We start from the raw sequence: 17460 nt of genomic DNA, 5'->3' as shown, positions 1-17460 counted from the left end.
ATCATCCCCCTTTCTTCTGCGGCGCCGCCATAAGTGTAGTGCCGATTGCAAGGAACCAGGCGATGGCCCCGAGGCCGAAGATTGCTCCGGCGGCGTCCCCGAGCGAAGGGATGACAGTCGTAAGTCCGCCCAGACCTGTCAAAAGCCCCAGGTACACGGCGGGCCGCGCCAGGCTTTTCCCGATCAATCCGGCGAGGCTGACGCAGCCGATCCAGACACCGCCCGCGATCTCGTTGCCACCGCCCAGACCAAGCTCGACCGCATGGAGAGTGGTCCAGAGTTCCACCGCAGCCGCGGGGTCCGAAGCGGAGAGATGCGCGGCCCGTTCCAGCGCGACATTCGCGATCATGCCGGCGCCCAGGACCAGAGTGGCCCAGACAAGACCGAGCCCTCTCGTGACGGCGGCCCAGCCGGGCGTCGTGAAGGTTTGTAGCTCGGACAGGGCAACAACAAGCACGACGAGCGCGAGGGCATTCACGACGTAGATGACCGTGTTCCACGCGGTCAGGATGCCGGGGCGTGCCGCATCGAAGGCCAGCACGGCAGCGGGGTCGATGTCGTTCGAGCCGTAGCCCAGCGGCGCGAGCAGCGTCACCAGAAGCGCAAACCCGATCAGGTAGGTGGCGGCGCAGATCAGCGCGGCAATACCGCCGGTTCGCGTAAGGGTCATGGTGTGACCTCCTTGGAAAGGGTGGCGTTCGTGCTACCGGCAAGGTGCCGGAAATGGTCGGACAAGCGGCGCGTTCCTTGCGCCTTTCCCACCATGTCTCGGGAAAGGGCGGTCAGGAAGAACTGAGCAGGGCCGTGGATGCGGCGCGGAGCCACCCTAGGCAACACGGCCAGCGCGGCCTTGCGCAGGACGTCCGGCAGCCGTGTGATCCGCACGGGACTGTCCAGCGCGGCGAATGCCAGCCTGGCGATCTCGGCCTGGGTGAAGGTATCCGGCCCGCCCACGTCGAGCCAGCCAAGCCCGGCCTCGGTCGCATCAGCGATCGCCGCCGCGAGATCGGCGCCGTGGATCGGATTGATGCGCTTGGCCCCGGAGCCGAACAGCCAGGCACGCCCCGCCCGCGCCATGGAGAGAAACTCTTCCATGTCCGAGAAATACCCGGAGGGCGCGACGACGGTCGATGCGATCCTGGACGTCCGCAATTGATCGACGAAGTCTGCCTTTGCCGAGACAAGCGGCACGTGGCGCATCGCGTCGGAATTCAGGACGTGGACATAGCCAAAGCGCTTGACACCGGCCCGTTCCGCCTCACGCAGGAGGTTCAGGTTGGCCCCGAAATCCACCTCCTTGTAGCTCAGCCCATCGGCCTGCCGCGTGATCCCGAGCGCCGAGACGACCAAGTCGATGCCGTCCATGACGCCGGACAGAGTTTCGGGACGTGTCGCTTCCGCCTCGATCAACACGTCGGCGTCGAGGTCTTCCGCACGCTCCCGATCCCGCACCAATGCAGTGACGAGATAGCCGCGCGACCGATACGCGGCACAGAGAAAGCGGCCAAGGTAGCCGGTCGCACCGGCGATGAAAACGGACTGCATGAGTGTGCTTCTCGTGTTGTGGAGGGTCAGAGGGAGCGATGCAGACTTGCGGGAGTGGCGGGCCCGTCTTCGATCTCGGGCAGGCCGATGTCGCGCCTGAGACGCGCCGACGTCGGCAGCCGTGGCCTTGCAGAATCCGGCGACCAAGCCCGAAGGGCGAGGTCGAAGAGGGATGCAACGCCCGTCAGGCGACGATGGCGGCGATAGGGGTGCGTAGGCATTCTGGTCTCCAGTTCATTCGAAGGTGGGAGGGCAGGTCATCCGACCACTCTGTGCCCGCGCCCGCGCAGGCATTCCACGACGATGGCTTCCCGCCGTTCGCTTGCATTGACGGCGCTGGCGACACCGCCCACGAGCGCGCCGGCGATGGCGCCGCCCGCCGCGTCCGCATCGTCATCGGCGGCGCCCAGCAGCGCACCGGCACCGGCACCGAGGACAGCCGCTCCGGCGGTTTCCTGATCGAACTGGCGCTGATCGCGGGCTAGAGCCTGGCAGGCGGACAGATCGGATTGGAACGCGGCCGTGCGCGGACCGTCGAGGATCGGCGTGTAGTCTGCGCCGCTCCCGGCGCAGGCACTGACAAGGACAGGTAGAAGGCAAAGCGAAAGAGTTACGTGTTTCATTGGGTTTTCACTGAGACAATAGGTAAGGGGCGTGCAGACTACGTCTGCACGGTGGTGGTGTTCGGTGATCTCGTTTGGTGCGTTGGCCTAGTTGGGGCCGTCTCGGATCAGGGCTTGCGCCTCATGCGATCCGCGAAACCGCTCCCGGTATTCCGTGGCAGAGACGCCGAGATGCCGCTGGAAGGCCCGGCGCATCCGTTCGGCGTTCTGGAACCCTGAGCCCACCGCGACCTGTTCGATACCTTTCGCGGTAGTCTCCAGCGCGACCCGCGCGGCCTGCACCCGTGCTGTCTCGACATAGGCCGCCGGCGTCATGCCGGTCTCGTCCTTGAAGCGGCGTGCGAAGGTTCGCTCGGACAGCCCTGCGCGGGCAGCCAGCGCCGTCACGGTCAGAGGATCGCCCGGGTTGGAGAGGATGAAGTCGAGCGTGGCGTTGATCGCCGGGTCCTCGGCGCGCTGCGCCACGAGGTGCGCGCTGAACTGCGACTGCCCGCCCGGCCGCATCATGTACATGACGCTGAAGCGCGCGACCTGCAGGGCGGTCTCGTGGCCGAGGTCGTCCTCGACGAGCGCGAGCGCAAGGTCCATGCCCGAGGTCACACCGGCCGAGGTCCAGACATTGCCGTCGCGCACATAGATCGCGTCCCGGTCCACCTCGACCGCCGGGTAATCGTTTTCCATCTTCGGGCACCAGAACCAGTGCGTGCTGGCGCGTCTTCCGTCGAGTAGGCCCGCCTCTGCGAGAACGAGCGCCCCGGTGCAGATCGAAGCGATCCGGCGGGCGCGTGGCGCGGCGGCGCGGAGGAAATCCACGAGGGCGGGGTCCTTCATGGCCGCGGAACTGCCGTGCCCGCCCGCGATCATCAGCGTGTCGATGTCACGATCGTCGGTCAGAACATCCTCGAAGGACAGTGCGGCGGTGATCGTAAGGCCTGAGCTTGCCACGATGGGGCCCGCGTTTTCGGCAATGATGGCGATGTCGTAGGGACGTCCGCCATCTCCCGCGAAATAGGCCGTCGTCGCCAGGATCTCGAGCGGGCCGACCACGTCGAGGTTGTGTGCGCTGGGATAGGCGATCATCAGAATGCGCCGCGGCTCTGAGGGTGACATAGGGGATTCAATTCGTGCCATGGTCCGACACTAGCCCGAATGGCGCGTTGTCCGTTAGGACAAAGACCCCACGCTTTCTGCCAAACCAAGTTGTTTTGCCTCTCCGCCCATCCGCCGTAGGATAGTCGCCATGGGCTATGTCACTTCTCTGTTCGCGCGAAAGATGGTCGCCGCGGCCGGCGAAGCCATCGATGGCGCGGCGCTCCTGAGTGGCGCGGGTATCGACCCTGACGGCCCATGGGACCCCAAGGCGATGATCCCGGCTGCCGCCTACTACGACATGCTCGAACAGATCGCGACCGAGGTGGATGTCACCGAACTGCCCCTGCGGACCGGGGCCTCGATGCGGCTGGATGAGTACGGCGCCCTCGGGCTCGCGTTCAAGGCGGCAACGACGCTCGGCGGGTCCTATGTGCGCGTGGAACGCTATGCCCGGCTCTGGACCAGTGTCGTCGAGTACGAACTTCGCCCGGATCCGCGTGGCACGCTCTTCATCCTGCACCGGGCTGGCGAACGAAGGCTGGGCCTGCGGTTGTCGAACGAAGCGACGCTGGCAAGCTCCATATCCCTCGCCCGTCAGGTCAGCCCGGTTCCGGTGACGCCGCAAGAGGTCTTCGTGCGCCACGGCGCGCCGGGATCGGTCGCGGCCCACGAGGACTGGTTTGGCTGCCCGGTCCATTTCGATGCCGGGATCGACGCGATCCTGTTTTCGCCAGAGACACTGGCACAACCGAACATCCTCGGCGACGAGGGGATTTCCCGGTATCTCGTATCTCATCTCGATGCGGAACTTGCCGAGATCGCCCCAGCGGTCACGCTCGTCGCCCGCGCGAAGGACGTCATTGCGCAGGCTCTGAACGAGGGGTCGCCGCGCATGGTGGATATCGCGCGCGCCCTCGGCCTGAGCGCGCGCTCCTTTCATCGCCGCCTTTCGGAGCATGGGGTGAGTTTCCAGACCCTGACCGAGGACACCCGCCGCGACCTCGCGATCGGGCTTCTGCGCGACGACCGCCACTCCGTGGCCGAGATCGCCTTCCTGACCGGCTTCGCCGAACAGAGCTCGTTCACCCGGGCGTTCAAGCGGTGGGTCGGCCAGACGCCCGCGAGTTACCGGAAAGGAAGGGCCGGGCTGTGAGTTCCGCTTTGGCGGCGGGGAGCAAAAGCATGGCAGATGCGGTCAAGCGCGGACCCCGCGGGACGTGCGAGACCTGAGGACGTAACACGTCACTCATGGAGGCCTCAATGACCGCATATCTCGTCGCAAACGTCACCGTTCGGAATGCCGAAAAGATGGAAGCCTATGCCGCCGCGGCCGGCCCCACGCTCGAAGCGCATGGCGGAGAGCTGATCCTCGACGGCCAGCTGTCCGAAACGCTTTCGGGCGCCTGGCACGCGCCGGGCGTGGCGCTTGTCCGTTTTCCCAGCGTGGAGGCCGCGCAGACCTGGTACAACTCGCCGGAGTACCAGGCGCTGGCCCCGCTCAGGGCTTCGGCAGCCGAAATGGACATCGCGCTTTTCGCGCCCGCCTGAGCCAATTCCATCGATCCGATAGAGAGGCGGCGCCGGGATTCTCCGGCGCCGCTTTGGTTCGCGCCGCCCGCATGTTTTGAGCAATGGCAATGTCGGTCAAAACGCTGGCCGCTTCGGTCAATATCGTGCGCCGGGCGTCGTCTATTGCTTCCCCATCGTTACAAACAAGGGAAGTCGACAATGAAACTCAGCACCGCCGTATCCACCATCGCCTGCCTCGCGGTCATCGGCACCGTTACCACCGTCTCCGCAGGACCTGGCCACGAACACAATCCTGCCAACACGATCTCGACCGAGATCGACCACCCGGACAGCTTCCGCCACTTCGCCTCGGAACTGCCCGCCATGCGGGCGCGTGCGGCAGAGATCAACACGGAGTTCGGCCTTCACGTGAGCGAGATTGAGCCGGGCCTGTTCTTCGTCACCGACCTCATCTACCAGTCCGCCTTTCTCGTCACCGAGGACGGCGTCGTGGTCTTCGACGCGCCGCCCAGCTTCGGAGAGCGGCTCCGCATGGCCATCGAGATGTCCGCGCCGGGCGTGCCGATCACCCATTTCATCCTGAGCCACAAGCATGCCGATCACAACGGCGGCGGGGCGTTCTTCTCGGACGTCGAGGGGCTGACCGTGATCGGTGCGCAGGCCAATGCCGAGAGCCTTGAAGCGAACCCGCTGCGGGGCGTGCCGCGGCCCACCGAGACCTTCGAGGAGCAGCTATCGCTGACCATCGGAGGCGTACCGATCGAGCTTGCCACGGCCAACTTCCACTCCCCCGATACCGACGTGATGATCTACCTGCCGGAACAGAGGTTCCTCATGGCGGTCGACACCATCACGCCCGGCGAGGCGCCCTTCATGAATTTCGGCGCCACCAGCAACCTGCAAGGCTACTTGGATAGCTTCGAAATCTTCCTGTCATATGATTTCGAGCATTTCCTCTCCGGGCATGTCTCCGTCCTGGGCACCCGGCAGGACGTGGAAACCGCGCGCGACTATGCCTTCGACGTGCGCGACACGGTCGGGGATCTCTGGCCCGGTTTCATGGACCGCTTCATGGCGAACATGGAGCTGACCGAGTTCCAGCACGGCAATCTCGCCTATCGCATGACCATGGAACAGATCCGCGACGATTGCGCAGGCCAGATCGTCGACCGCTGGGAGGGCACGCTGTCCGTGGTCGATCTCTGGGCCGAAAGCCACTGCGAGACCGTCGTTCTGCACTCGATCATGCACTGAACGACACCGTCATCAAGGCGGGTCGGATTGGCGGCCCGCCATTCCCAGCAATACGCCAGTTTCGGAAAGGACGCGCGATGTCCACCATCTTCTTTGTCCTCCTGCAGCTCTCGATCCTCGCCTACGCGCTGGTCGCGGGCGTGTTCCTCGCCTTCTCGGACTTCATAATGCGCTCGCTCGCGCTCACCGGCGGCGTGGGCGGCGTCGAGGCCATGCAGGCCATCAACCGCGAGGTCTTTCGCTGGGTCTTCATGGCCCTGTTCCTCGGCATGGCCGCGGTGTCGGTCCTGATCGCAGGCTATGCCTGGGTCGCGCTATCCGGCCCGGCGGGAACGCTGATCGGCCTTGCGGCGCTGGTTTATCTCGTCGGCTGCTTTGGCGTCACGGTCGCCTTCAACGTGCCGATGAACGAGGCGCTGGCCGGGATGGACCTGTCGCAGGGCGCGACGCGGGACTACTGGCTTCAGACTTACGTGCCACGCTGGACCTTCTGGAACTCGGTCCGCACGGGCGCAGCGGCACTTTCGGCCGCGCTCCTGCTGTTCGGGCTGCTGTGGATGACCCAAAGCCAGCTGCAGCCCGCCTGACCGCCGCCACCGATCCCCTTGTTCCCGACACGTCCGCCGCAGGAGGCCACCCGATGAACACGCTCGAAAAGGTCAATATCGCCATCCTGCTGATGACGATCACCTACATCATTGCCATCAACAGCCTCCTGAGCGGGACGGACCAGATCGGCCCCGGACTGCGCTGGTTCATCACGTTTCTGACGAGCGTCGGCCTCTTTCGATTGCTCATCATCCTGGTCTACTGGCTCATCCGTGCCTCGGACACGCTGCTGGCCGTCTACCACCAGGGGCGCTTCCTCAAGGGGCTCTGGACCTACCGCTACGAGGTCGAAGGGATCCCGCACATGGGGATCTGGCGCATCTCGCAAGACCTCGCGTCGATCTCGATCACCGGCTACGGCATCGACGCGAAGGGCCGGATCGACAGCCATTTCCGCAGCGTCAGTCCGCTGTTCGAGCATCAGGGCGTCGACGAGATCATGTTCGCCCGCACCGACACGACGACCGGCGACGAGCATTTCGCCAAGACGACGCTCTACGTCGATCGCCTCGGCCGCCCGAACTGGCGCTCCGGCCCGACGTTCATGCGGGCCCAATCGGTGCTCTACGGCCACGACGAGGATGGCGTCCGTCACGCAGACATCATCCTGCGGCGGGCGAACCGAGGCCAGAGCGAAGCCCTGATCGTCGAGGAGATGTGCGGCGCGGCGCGGGCCGGGCTTCCCGCACCCGACGCGAGCCGCCCGCCCGCAGGCCGACCGGCGCTTGTGTCCTGAACCGAACGGCAGGCCGCGACCGCCGCCTCTCGCTTGTTTGCGGCTATGTCGACTCAGACCCAGCCACACGTCCCCGCACCGCTCGGTCCGGTTCGGCTTCTGCCTTAAGACAGTGGTGCGGCAGACCTTGGCGGACGGCTGAGCGCCTCGGCCAGCATGTCGAACACCACCCGCACGCGGCGGGAGGTGCGCACCTCGCGGTGGGCGACCAGCCACATCGGCACCGGCACGCTGAAGCCGGGCACCGCACGCGTAATGTCCGGATCGGCCAGCGCGATCTCGTCCATCATCAGCCCCACGCCCATGCCGCGCCGGATATAGGCCCATTGCACCAGATGGGCTTCGCACAGGATGCGAAACTGGCGTGCCTCGACCGGGTAGCCCCGCTCGGTCAGGGCGCGGGCCATGTTGGCGCTGCCCTCGAAGCCGATGAAATCGGCGCGCGAGAGGTCACCGCCGAGCCGCTCGAGATAGTCGCGCCGCGCGAACAAACCGGCCGGGCGGTCGGGCGTGCGGCGCGCGATCAGGTCATCCTGGGTGGGCTGGGCGTTGCGAATGGCGATATCGGCCTCGCGCAATTGCAGATCGCTCTGCTGGCCGGTGGCGACGATGGTGATCTCGATCTCCGGATGGGCGGCGCGCAGGCTCTCCAGCACGGGGGGCAGGATGTAGGCGCTGACCGCCTCTCCGGCGGTGATGCGGATCGGGCCATCGAGGCTCTGGCTCTGCCCCGAGGCCGTCAGCGCCATCCGCTGTGCCGCCTCGCCCATGGCGCGCACATGTTCCAGCAGGTCCAGCCCGGCGGGGGTCACGACAAGGCGCTTGCCGATCCGCTCGAAGAGCGTCACGTCCAGTTCGCGCTCCAGCGCTTCGACCTGCCGGCCCACCGTCGGCTGCGCCAGTTTCAGCACGCGCGCCGCAGCCGACAGACTGCCGGTCTCGGCGGTGGCGAGAAACGCCCGCGCACGGGCCCAGTCGAAACGAAGCATGTCCCAGTTCATGCATTAATGCATAAACGAAATGCCCTTTCGGTCAATTCGTCATGCGCATGTGAAGGTGTATCCCGACTTCAGTCACAACATCATCCCCATGGAGGTCGCCATGCCCGTCCAGTCCCAGTTCCAGTCCCGTCCCGCCACCATGACCGTCGCCACCGCCCGCCGCTACGGCGGGCCGGAGGTGCTCGCGCTGGAAACCATGCCGGTCCCAAGCCCTGCGCCGGGCGAGGTGTTGGTGCGCATCCACGCCTCCACCGTCACCACGGGCGACTGGCGCCTGCGCGGAGCGGCCTATCCGAAGGGGCTGCGTCTTGTCGGGCGGCTCGTATCGGGCCTCTTCCGCCCCCGCCATGTCGTGCCGGGCGTGACCTTCTCGGGCACCGTCGTCGCCACCGGCGAGGGCGCGGCGCGGTTCGCGGTCGGCGAGCCGGTCTTCGGCGGGGCAAACAGCGGCGGGCACGCGGAATACATCGTCGTGCCCGAGACCGGCGCCATCGCCGCCAAGCCCATGAGCCTGACCCATGCGCAGGCCGCCGCGCTCCCCTTCGGTGCCGCCACCGCCGATCACTTCCTTCGCCATCTGGGCCAGGTTCGTGGCGGCGAGCGGGTGCTGATCACCGGCGCCTCGGGAGCGGTCGGTCATGCCGGCATCCAGATCGCGAAGGCGCTGGGCGCACATGTCACCGCGCTGACCTCGCCGGGCAACATCGATTTCGTAGGCGGTCTCGGCGCGGAGGAGGTGATCGACTACACCCGTCAGGACGTCGCCGAGGCAGGTGCCAGGTTCGACGTCGTGTTCGACACGATCGGCCACCTGGATTTCGGTCGGGCGCGCGGGCTCCTGCGGCGCGGCGGGCGCTATCTCACGACCGAGGGCGGCTGGCGCGAGGGGCGGCAGATGCTGGTCCCGTGGCGGCGCCACGGCCATGTATTGCGCTTCGGTATCTCCGAGCCGGATGCCACGCAGCTGTTGCGCCTCGCAGAGATGGCCGAGGCGGGCAAACTGGCCCCGGCGATCGAACGGAGCTTTCCACTGGCCGAGATCGCGCGCGCCCATGAAGCAGTGGAAACGCGCCGACGCCGGGGCGTTATCGCGCTGGACATGCGCCCGTCCTCCGGGGATCAGCCGAACCTCGCGGCTGCTTGACCTGGTCGGGCGTTTTGAGGAGATTCTTCGCACCCGTCACAACCTCGAGCGAGCCAACGGCGTCCAGAACGTGGGCCTGAAGGTCGGATCGCACCGGGCGAAACCGGAGCGCACCGGATCCCTGGTTCTGCACGGCACTGGTCAAGCGCGCTGCCTCGACATGCGCCTGAGCAGGACCGATGCCACCGCGGCAACGACGACAAGGATGGCAGCCGTCGTCAGGGCGGATTTCACAATCGTCGCCGTGCTTGTGGCTTGTACCAGCGTAGGGTCTGCCCCTCCGTGCAGCATCAGGCCTATCCCGATGTTTTCCAGATAGTCGAAGGTCGCGGTCAGGATAGCCAATGGTACGCCTATCCGTGTCATCAACGTCGGCCCGAACCTGGAGGCACGCCATCGCAGCGTTGATATCAGGGTCAGCGCCAGCAATGCCGGGTAAAGTGTATCCAGGGGGATTTGGCGTGTGAGATAGTATTGGCGCCCGGCCACACCGAGCGCCTCCAGCAGCACCGCGGCATCGACCTGTGAATATCCTGTGGGTCGCAGATCGAACGGCAGCAACACTGCGAGATCGGTCAGGTATCTGAGCGTTCCGAGGACCATGACGAGGTAGAACATCATGGCACCCAGCCCGAATAGGATTGCCGCCTTGCCGCTGTGCCCGATTTTCATGTGAAGAACTCCTGTCGCGTTTGGGATATGAGTGTTTGGTAGGGGCACCTTGCTTGCGAGGCATTGTCTTTTGTTAACGGAGAGTCAGACATGCAGGTCGCAAGCAGCTTTGAATTGGACCCACGGGTTTTCGGCGGCCTGGCCGCTGCCGATGCGCACGCCTTGGCCGGAGCGTTTGAGGCCAAAGCCGTTGCGAAGGTTCAGCACCTCGCGCGACAGGGTTATCCGGATGACAAGGAATACATCCTGTTGTCCGGGAGGATGGTCAGTCTGATCGGTGACGCCGAAGGACGCGAAGTGTGTGTTGGCTTTTTCGTGGGTCCGTGTGTGATCACGCCCAATCTGGCGCGAACCGCCCAAGGCAAGTCCCTTGTCAGCCTGAGAGCAGAGACGGACGGACAAGCCGCATCAGTGGAAGCCGCGGTCCTGCTGGACATGATGCGTCGGTCGCCTGCGATCGAGGATTGGGCCAATGCCGTCCTGCGTGCCGAACTGGAGCACAAGACAAGCCGGGAATGGAGCCTCGCCGCACTCAAGGCCAAGGAGAGGCTTGAGTGGTTTCGCAGCAGCTATCCTGATCACGAAACACTGTTCACTCACAGTCAGATCGCGTCGTTCCTCGGAATGACGCCCGTGACGTTGAGCCGACTACGAAATCCAAGCGGATTATAGAAATCTAATTATATTTCAATAAATTAAGGAAATTTAAGGTCGGACGTCGGGCCCATCCCTTCCGCCAACACGACCGGCATCGAAAGACTTGTGCGGAGCGTGTTGGCGGAATTGCGGCTTCGGTAGACCCGGCCCGTTGGGGCCGGGGGGCTTTGTGGCTGTCGGGATTAGTCCCGGATCGAGTCCGGCCCGACGTCGTCAAACCCGGTGAACATGCCGTTGTCGTTGGCAAGTCCCTCGGTCGGCACGGGCTGGATCACGTCCCAATGCTCGACGATCATGCCGTCTTCCATCCGGAACAGGTCATAGAAGGCATTGGTCGTGCCGTTCCATTGGCCTTCGCTGACGGTCAGCACGAAGTTGCCCTCGCCCAGAACCGCGTGGATCTCGGTGTATTGGAACATGTTGCCTTGCGCTGTCAGCGCCTCGACCGCCGCAACGATCCCCTCGAGCCCATCGCCGATCATCGGATTGTGCTGGGCGTAGCTCTCGGCGCTGATGTAGTCGGTGATCCGTGCGGGGTCCTCGCCCATCAGCACATCGCGGACCAACGCGACGGCCAGCGCCTTGTTCGCCTCGGTCTGGTCCAGATCGGTGGCCTCGGTGGGGCCGTCGGTCTGGGTGCGGCCGCTGACAGTTTCCGAGACGAGGGGCTGCAGCGCATCCCAGTGCTCGGCGACGCGGCCGTTCTCATCCACGCGGATGATGTCGAAGGCCACCATCTCGGGGGCGCCGAACGGCTCGGCATTGCGCCAGATGTTGTGCATGAAGACGTAGTCGCCGTCCTGGAACATGCGGACGTTCTCGGCCGTCGTTCCGGCCTCTGCCAGCACCGGCAGAAGCTCGATGAAGGGCTCCAGCCCGGTCGGGATGAAGGGGTTGTGCTGGATGTAGTCGGGGTTCGCCAATTCGCGGATCGTGTCGACGTCCCCTTGCGAGACGGCGCCCAGGAAGGTTCCGACGATTTCCTTGTTCGACATGGTGTCCTCGGCAATTGCGCCGGTCGCGAGGGCGACGGCGGCGGTGGCGAAAAGAAGGGTCTTGGTCATGTTGAGGTTCCTTGGGTCAAGGGCTTGAAGTGTGGTATGCGGTCCGCGCAGCCCTCAGGCGTCGGCACCGCCGAGCACGCCGTCGAGCTGCATTTCCTTCAGGAGTGCGTCCTGGCGGGGCTGCGTGAAGGCGTTCACCTCGTCGACGCCCCAGGTTATGCCGACGACTGTGCGCGTTTTACGCTTGCCCGGGGCGGCATCGGCCAGCGCGAGATAGGTGTCCACGACCATCTGCGGGTCGGGGGCCTGATCGCTGGCGAGCATGTCTGCGAAGCCCGAGACCATCGTCGTTGGGACGTCGCGCAGATCGCCGTAGGACGCGAGGACGTCCTCAAGCGCAGGCGGCTTGCCGGCGGCCAACAGGTTCGAAGGGAAGGGGCCGGGCTCGACCAGCGCCACATCGACACCGAAGGGGGCCACCTCGTAGCGCAAGCTTTGGCTGTAGGCCTCCAGCGCGTGTTTCGTGGCGCAATAGGTGCCGAAGAAGGGCACCGAGACCCGCCCGGCGATCGAACTGGTGTTGATGATCAGACCCGACCCGGCCGCACGCATGGACGGCAGCACCGCCTGCATCGCGCGGATCGCGCCGAAATAGTTGGTGTCCATCTGTTCCGCGGCCTGCGCGAGGGAATAGGCCTCGGTCATGCCGATATACATGATGCCCGCGTTGTTGATCAGGATATCCACAGGACCGTCGTCAAGGATATGGGCGAAGCCTTCGGCAACCGAGTTGTCGCTGGTGACGTCCATCTCGGCGATGGTGATGCGCGGGGAATAGCCCTCGAGTTCGGCCTTCTTGGCGGCGTTGCGGCCCGCGGTGTCCCGCATCGTGCCCCAGACGCGGTCGCCCCGGTCTGCAAAGGCCCGTACGGCCGCCGCGCCGAAGCCGCTGCTGGCACCTGTGATGACGATGGTTCTTTCGGGTGTGGGCATGGGTCGTTCTCCTGCTTGCGCGCTTCGTTACCGACTGGTACGAATATCTCCGATGCCCAGTCAAGGCATAAAATACCGGATAGTATAAAAATGAACGAAACCGACCCGAAACCCGCGCGCGGACGACCGCGAACGATGAACGCCGAAAAGGTACTCGACGTCGCGATGACCGCCTACTGGCACAGCGATCCGGCCGATGTGTCGGTGAACGCGATCTGCCATATGGCGGGCATCTCCAAGCCCTCGCTCTACCGCGAGTTCGGAAGCGAGGACGGGCTGTCGCGCGCGGTGCTCGACCGCTATGCCGACCAGGTGCTGTCGGAGATGTTCGTGATCCTGCACGGCGGGACGGGGTTGCGCCAGACGCTTGACGCGCTCGTCGACTTCGCCAGCGACGATCCCCGGATGGAAACCGGCTGTCTGTTTTACAAGATGCGCGCGGGCAAGCATCGGCTGGGGCCGGAGACGCGGGCGCGGGTGGAGGAGATCGACGCGGCCGGGCAGGCTGCCTATGCCGCATTCCTGCAATCGGCCCGCGATACCGGTGACTGGCAAGGCGGGCTGCCGGTCGAGGCCGGGGCGAAGTACCTGGGCGAGCAGATCGCGCTGGCCATTACCCAGCGTGCGTCGGGCGAGGACAAGGCCCGCATCCGCGAAATGCTGACCCTCGCGCTGTCGGTGTTCACCCACCCATGACGGGATCGCCCCGCGCCCTGATGCCCGATTACCTGCGCCTCGTTGCGCTGTTCGGCATCGTCGTGGTCAACGTCCAGTTCATCGCGTTCTCGGCGCTCGGCAGCTTCGCGGACACGGGCGCCGAAACGGCGCTGGACGCCGTCACCCAGTGGCTGGTCAACGGGCTGGCGCTCCTGAAGACCTACGGGCTCTTCTCCTTCATGTTCGGCGTCGGGCTGGGGTTCCTGATGCGCTCGACGGCGTGGCGCGGGCTGCCCTTCGGGCGCCTCTACCGCAACCGCATGATCGGCCTTGCGATCCTCGGGATCGCGCATGGCTGCCTGTTCTTCCCGGGCGACATCCTGACGATCTATGCGGTCACCGGATCCATCCTCTATTTGTTCCGCGACTGGGCGGTGCGGAGCCTGGTGTGGGCCGGCGTCGCGCTACTCGTCCTTCAGGCCCTTATCGCCCCTCCGCTGCTGCTCGCCCTCCCTGAGACACCGCCGGACATCGTCGCGATGGAGCGCGCCATTCTGACCGAGGGCGGGTTCCTCGACGCTGTCCTTTTCCGCAGCATCGGATTCGCCTTCGTCATGCCGTCCTTTCTCGTTATCCAGGGCATCGCGGCGCTCGGCTGGTTCTGCCTCGGGCTGGCGGCGGTGAAATCCGGCATGATTGACGACGCGCGAGCCCCGCTCTGGCGGCGCGCGCGGCGCTGGTGCCTTGTGCCGGGCGTGGCGCTGGGGTTTGCCGGGGCGGCGCTCCTGCAATGGGGACCAGCGGCGGCGGGCGTCGTCCTGACGGTGGCCGCCGCCCCGGTCGCAACGCTCGGCTATCTTGGCGTGATAGCCGCACTCTCACGCCTGCCGGGGCCGGTCATGGCGAGGACGCTGGCCGCGGGCGGCTCGAGCCTGAGCATCTACCTTGGCCAGTCGATCATCCTGTCGACCATCTTTGCGGGCTACGGGCTTGGCCTGTGGGGCGCGGTGGATCGGTTGTCCGCCGTGTCCATCGCCCTCGTCGTTACGGTCTTCCTGATTGGAGCGCTGCTGATCTGGCGGGCCCGTTTCGCGCTCGGACCGTTCGAGTGGCTCCTGCGACGGATCACCTATGCCCGGCTCGGGACCGCGCCATCCGCGTGAAGCCCGGGGGTCTCGCCTATCGTGCAGTGTTTCAGCAGATCACGGGATCGCCCGGTCGAGCCCACGGGGAATGCGTTTCTCGGGGTCGTAGAAGGGAAGATCGGTGATCGTGCACGGCATGAGCGTGCCCTCGGCATCGTAAACGGTCAGCGTGCGACCGACCCAGTCGCCTGCGTCCTGCATGCGCGCATACCCGATCCAAGAGCCGAGGAAGGGCGAGCTGGCGCCGGCGGTGACGTTCCCCACGGCCTTGTCATTGTCCAGGATCGGCTGTCGGTAGCCGGGCACACGTTCGCAAGTCAGGCCAAAGAGCCGTCGGCCGCGCGGTGTCGTCATCAGGGCCTTGCGGCCGATGAAGTCGTTGGCGTCCAGATCGACGAAGTCCCCGAGGCCCGCTTCCCAGGGGGTCATGGAAAGGTCGAAATCCGTGCCATTGTCGAGAATGCCCGCCTCGATCCGCCGGATATTCATGGACGCGATCGACCCGAACTGCATGCCCTGAGGCGTGCCGACGGCTATGAGCCTGTCCCACAGTTTCGGGCAGTCCGTGTCGGCCTGGGTGTAGATCTCGTAGCCCCGTTCCCCGGTCCAACCGGTGTGCGAGACGTAGACTTCCTGACCCGCGATGGTGAAGAAACCTGCGTGGAAATACCCCATTTTCTCGGTGATCGCCCCATCGGTCAGCGCCCGCAGAATGTCGAAGGACGCCGGCCCCTGCAGCTGCAGAACCCACGACCTAGGGTCGGAGACGGTGACGTCGAAGCCCTCGGAATGGGCCAGAACCCAGGTCTCGAGCGCGCCGTCGGGCTGGACATACCAGAAGCGGGTGTCGTCCAGCCGGAACAACACACCGTCCATGAAAAGGCCCCCGTGATGGGCGCAGGCGATCGCATAACGCCCGCGTCCCGGTTTCAGGTTACCGATGGGCCGGGTGAAGATGCGCTCGAGGAACGCGACCGCGTCGGGGCCGGAAATCTCGACCGGCCGTTCGGGCACATCGTAGAGCATCGCCTTGCGGCGCAGCGTCCAGTAGCAGGCCTCGATGTCTTCGCCGTTCAGTGTGGGATAGAAGCGCCCTGCACAGACGCCCATGACCGTCTCGGGTGTCTCCCACAGGTGGCGGAACGGCGATTGCTCGAACCTGCGGGCGCTGCCCCGGACGGTGTTCCGGGCGTCTGAATGGATGGACTCGCTCACGGTTCGCCTCGCTGAAATGCCAGATTTTCTTCAGTCTTGGCGAGCGGCGAGATATCGCCGTTGATGCGACCCAAGCAATATCAATGACTTAGCCCCATGGGTGCAAATCACCCCGCAACCAGCTGCGACGGCGTAGAGTTGCGTCCGATCGGCGTCGTTCTCGTGATCGATGGAGGTGATTTCCACAAGATTTCAATTGGTTGGTAGGTTTCGTGTGCGGCACTGTCTATGTTTCGATCGCGTGATTTCTTGCCGCGTCGTGGGCATGTCGGTCTGTGCGCGTAGGTCATCTGTTCGGCGCCAACGAACGCTCTGCTGGGTCGCAGAATTTCCGCCGGCAAGTTCGCTGGGCTAGGACTTCGTAACGTAAGCCGTCTTCATTGAACGCGTGATGAACTCTGGCCAAGCGAGAAGAAGCGGTCATTCAGTTTCGAGGCGATACTTCAGAAACGTCGCCCCGTCGTACTCGATCTCGCCCACCTGGTACGCACCAAGCTTGTTGAGCGCGCCAAGGTTCTTTCGGGACGGTGGCAGAAGAAATGTCACGAAAGGGATGCGCGCGTCCGCAACTGCAAAGTCGATAGCTTTCCTCGCGATCAGCCTCCCGAGCCCGAAAGCGTCTGGCCGCAGCACCAGTCCGAAATCCCACTCGTCTCCTTCCCTCTGGAAACCGCCCCAGCCGACATATCGACCATCTGCCAGGAAGGCCCAATGCCCGAGCCCGTCTCGGGCCCAGCAGGCTTCCTTCATGGCGACGAACCTGGCTGCCGCGGCTTCGTCCCAGCCCAAGGTCAGCAGCGGCATGTGCTCTGCCACGCGCAGATCGGACATGTGGTCGGCGATTTCCGCCGGCGCGATCTCCGACAGCCGAACGAATGCGATTTCACGTCTCAAGATGACGTCCTCTGGTATCGACGCCTAGAGTCGCGTGTGCTGTAAGGCAAACCTTCGCGCATGTGCAGGTCACGGGTTCCAGGAAAGGGGTGAGCGTTCGGTCTGTCATGGTGCTGGCGCCTCAGGTATTTCTACTTCCTTGCCGTGGCGAAAGATCGCGAACCCTTCATCCGCCCCGGGTTCCGTGAAGTAGCCGGTCATTTCGTGGAACAGGGCGTCTGTCACGACGAACGGGTGATCGCCCGAGGTATTGCGCGCGCGCAGCCGTGCCAGGCAGACCTCGTCCGAGACGTCGAGGATGTGCAGCACATGCGCAACGCCGGTGGCCTCGATGATCTCCCTGAACCAGCGACGCTGGCCGCGCGTGTTCGCCGGGAAATCGAGGACGACCGACACGCCTGCCTGGAGGAGTGCCATGACGTGCGGTTTCATGGCGGCCTTGATCCTGCGCGAGCATGAGACGTAGTCCTCACGGGTCTGCAACTCTTCTCCGAACAGGGCGTCGAGCCATGCGTCCTCGGTGATGAGGACCGTGTCTGGCTTCGCGCTCAACCGGGCTGCCAGCGTCGACTTTCCCGAAGCTGTCTTGCCGCAAAGGATGTGCAGTTCAGGGCTTTCGATGGACATCTATGTCGTCTCCATTTTTCTAGTGCCGCTTGAGCGCCAAGGGCCTCCGCAGTCGCGAGGCG

20 protein-coding genes are annotated in these 17460 nt (G+C 65.0%); 9 read left to right on the top strand and 11 right to left on the bottom strand.

The window, feature by feature from the left end; all coding sequences use genetic code 11:
• Position 1: 1 nt before the first annotated feature.
• From PVW48_RS17995 to PVW48_RS17980, 4 genes are all read right to left on the bottom strand, one after another.
• Positions 2–670 carry a hypothetical protein gene (locus PVW48_RS17995; protein ID WP_274582333.1) on the bottom strand — a complete coding sequence of 223 codons (669 nt, stop codon included), beginning with the start codon at positions 668–670 and terminating at the stop codon, positions 2–4.
• Positions 667–1545 (bottom strand): SDR family oxidoreductase, encoded by an 879-nt coding sequence (locus tag PVW48_RS17990; RefSeq protein ID WP_274582332.1) that lies wholly within the window; start codon positions 1543–1545, stop codon positions 667–669. The genes PVW48_RS17995 and PVW48_RS17990 overlap by 4 nt, the downstream gene beginning before the upstream one ends.
• Positions 1546–1802: 257 nt before the next feature.
• A complete protein-coding gene (locus PVW48_RS17985; RefSeq protein ID WP_274582331.1) occupies positions 1803–2168 on the bottom strand; it encodes a glycine zipper family protein in 366 nt (121 codons plus the stop codon).
• Between the two features lie 87 nt (positions 2169–2255).
• Complete coding sequence (locus PVW48_RS17980; RefSeq protein WP_274582330.1) at positions 2256–3278, bottom strand: GlxA family transcriptional regulator; 1023 nt, start codon at positions 3276–3278, stop codon at positions 2256–2258.
• Between the two features lie 130 nt (positions 3279–3408).
• Between PVW48_RS17980 and PVW48_RS17975 the strand changes: the two genes are divergently transcribed.
• From PVW48_RS17975 to PVW48_RS17955, 5 genes are all read left to right on the top strand, one after another.
• On the top strand, positions 3409–4413 hold the full coding sequence (locus PVW48_RS17975) for an AraC family transcriptional regulator (protein WP_274582329.1): 1005 nt from the start codon (positions 3409–3411) through the stop codon (positions 4411–4413).
• A gap of 107 nt (positions 4414–4520) precedes the next feature.
• A complete protein-coding gene (locus tag PVW48_RS17970; protein ID WP_274582328.1) occupies positions 4521–4808 on the top strand; it encodes a DUF1330 domain-containing protein in 288 nt (95 codons plus the stop codon).
• Positions 4809–4988: 180 nt separating this feature from the next.
• On the top strand, positions 4989–6044 hold the full coding sequence (locus PVW48_RS17965) for an MBL fold metallo-hydrolase (protein WP_274582327.1): 1056 nt from the start codon (positions 4989–4991) through the stop codon (positions 6042–6044).
• Positions 6045–6121: 77 nt separating this feature from the next.
• The gene (locus PVW48_RS17960) at positions 6122–6631 is read left to right on the top strand and encodes an anthrone oxygenase family protein (RefSeq protein ID WP_274582326.1); all 510 of its coding nucleotides are present in this window, start codon (positions 6122–6124) and stop codon (positions 6629–6631) included.
• Positions 6632–6684: 53 nt separating this feature from the next.
• On the top strand, positions 6685–7389 hold the full coding sequence (locus PVW48_RS17955; RefSeq protein ID WP_274582325.1) for a hypothetical protein: 705 nt from the start codon (positions 6685–6687) through the stop codon (positions 7387–7389).
• Between the two features lie 104 nt (positions 7390–7493).
• On the opposite strand, the gene PVW48_RS17950 is transcribed toward PVW48_RS17955, so the two are convergent.
• On the bottom strand, positions 7494–8390 hold the full coding sequence (locus PVW48_RS17950; protein WP_274582324.1) for a LysR family transcriptional regulator: 897 nt from the start codon (positions 8388–8390) through the stop codon (positions 7494–7496).
• A gap of 100 nt (positions 8391–8490) precedes the next feature.
• Here PVW48_RS17950 and PVW48_RS17945 point away from each other — a divergent pair, with 100 nt between their 5' ends.
• Positions 8491–9534, top strand: coding sequence for an NAD(P)-dependent alcohol dehydrogenase (locus PVW48_RS17945; protein WP_274582323.1), 1044 nt, complete (start codon positions 8491–8493; stop codon positions 9532–9534).
• Positions 9535–9675: 141 nt separating this feature from the next.
• Here the strand turns inward: PVW48_RS17945 and PVW48_RS17940 are convergent, their stop codons facing one another.
• Positions 9676–10206, bottom strand: a complete 531-nt coding sequence (locus tag PVW48_RS17940; protein WP_274582322.1) for a hypothetical protein — start codon at positions 10204–10206, stop codon at positions 9676–9678.
• Between the two features lie 90 nt (positions 10207–10296).
• Between PVW48_RS17940 and PVW48_RS17935 the strand changes: the two genes are divergently transcribed.
• Positions 10297–10878, top strand: a complete 582-nt coding sequence (locus PVW48_RS17935; protein ID WP_274582321.1) for a Crp/Fnr family transcriptional regulator — start codon at positions 10297–10299, stop codon at positions 10876–10878.
• Between the two features lie 167 nt (positions 10879–11045).
• Here the strand turns inward: PVW48_RS17935 and PVW48_RS17930 are convergent, their stop codons facing one another.
• Together PVW48_RS17930 and PVW48_RS17925 are read right to left on the bottom strand one after the other, a co-directional pair.
• The gene (locus PVW48_RS17930; RefSeq protein ID WP_274582320.1) at positions 11046–11927 is read right to left on the bottom strand and encodes a nuclear transport factor 2 family protein; all 882 of its coding nucleotides are present in this window, start codon (positions 11925–11927) and stop codon (positions 11046–11048) included.
• Positions 11928–11981: 54 nt separating this feature from the next.
• Entirely contained in the window at positions 11982–12860 is an 879-nt protein-coding gene (locus PVW48_RS17925; RefSeq protein ID WP_274582319.1) for an SDR family oxidoreductase, read from the bottom strand.
• Between the two features lie 135 nt (positions 12861–12995).
• Here PVW48_RS17925 and PVW48_RS17920 point away from each other — a divergent pair, with 135 nt between their 5' ends.
• Both PVW48_RS17920 and PVW48_RS17915 read left to right on the top strand, forming a co-directional pair.
• Positions 12996–13556 carry a TetR/AcrR family transcriptional regulator gene (locus PVW48_RS17920; protein ID WP_274582318.1) on the top strand — a complete coding sequence of 187 codons (561 nt, stop codon included), beginning with the start codon at positions 12996–12998 and terminating at the stop codon, positions 13554–13556.
• A complete protein-coding gene (locus PVW48_RS17915; RefSeq protein WP_274582317.1) occupies positions 13553–14680 on the top strand; it encodes a DUF418 domain-containing protein in 1128 nt (375 codons plus the stop codon). Before PVW48_RS17920 ends, PVW48_RS17915 begins: the two co-directional genes overlap by 4 nt.
• A 39-nt stretch (positions 14681–14719) precedes the next feature.
• Here the strand turns inward: PVW48_RS17915 and PVW48_RS17910 are convergent, their stop codons facing one another.
• The 3 genes from PVW48_RS17910 to PVW48_RS17900 form a co-directional block, all read right to left on the bottom strand.
• Positions 14720–15877 (bottom strand): aminomethyltransferase family protein, encoded by a 1158-nt coding sequence (locus tag PVW48_RS17910; protein WP_274582316.1) that lies wholly within the window; start codon positions 15875–15877, stop codon positions 14720–14722.
• Between the two features lie 420 nt (positions 15878–16297).
• Positions 16298–16771 (bottom strand): GNAT family N-acetyltransferase, encoded by a 474-nt coding sequence (locus PVW48_RS17905; protein ID WP_274582315.1) that lies wholly within the window; start codon positions 16769–16771, stop codon positions 16298–16300.
• Between the two features lie 105 nt (positions 16772–16876).
• Positions 16877–17398, bottom strand: coding sequence for an AAA family ATPase (locus tag PVW48_RS17900; RefSeq protein ID WP_274582314.1), 522 nt, complete (start codon positions 17396–17398; stop codon positions 16877–16879).
• Between the last annotated feature and the right edge of the window lie 62 nt (positions 17399–17460).

Source organism: Dinoroseobacter sp. PD6 (assembly GCF_028807315.1).
Taxonomy (GTDB): Bacteria; Pseudomonadota; Alphaproteobacteria; order Rhodobacterales; family Rhodobacteraceae; genus Dinoroseobacter; species Dinoroseobacter shibae.
The sequence above is the reverse complement of the archived record's forward strand: the minus strand, read 5'-3'. Positions and strand labels throughout refer to the sequence as shown.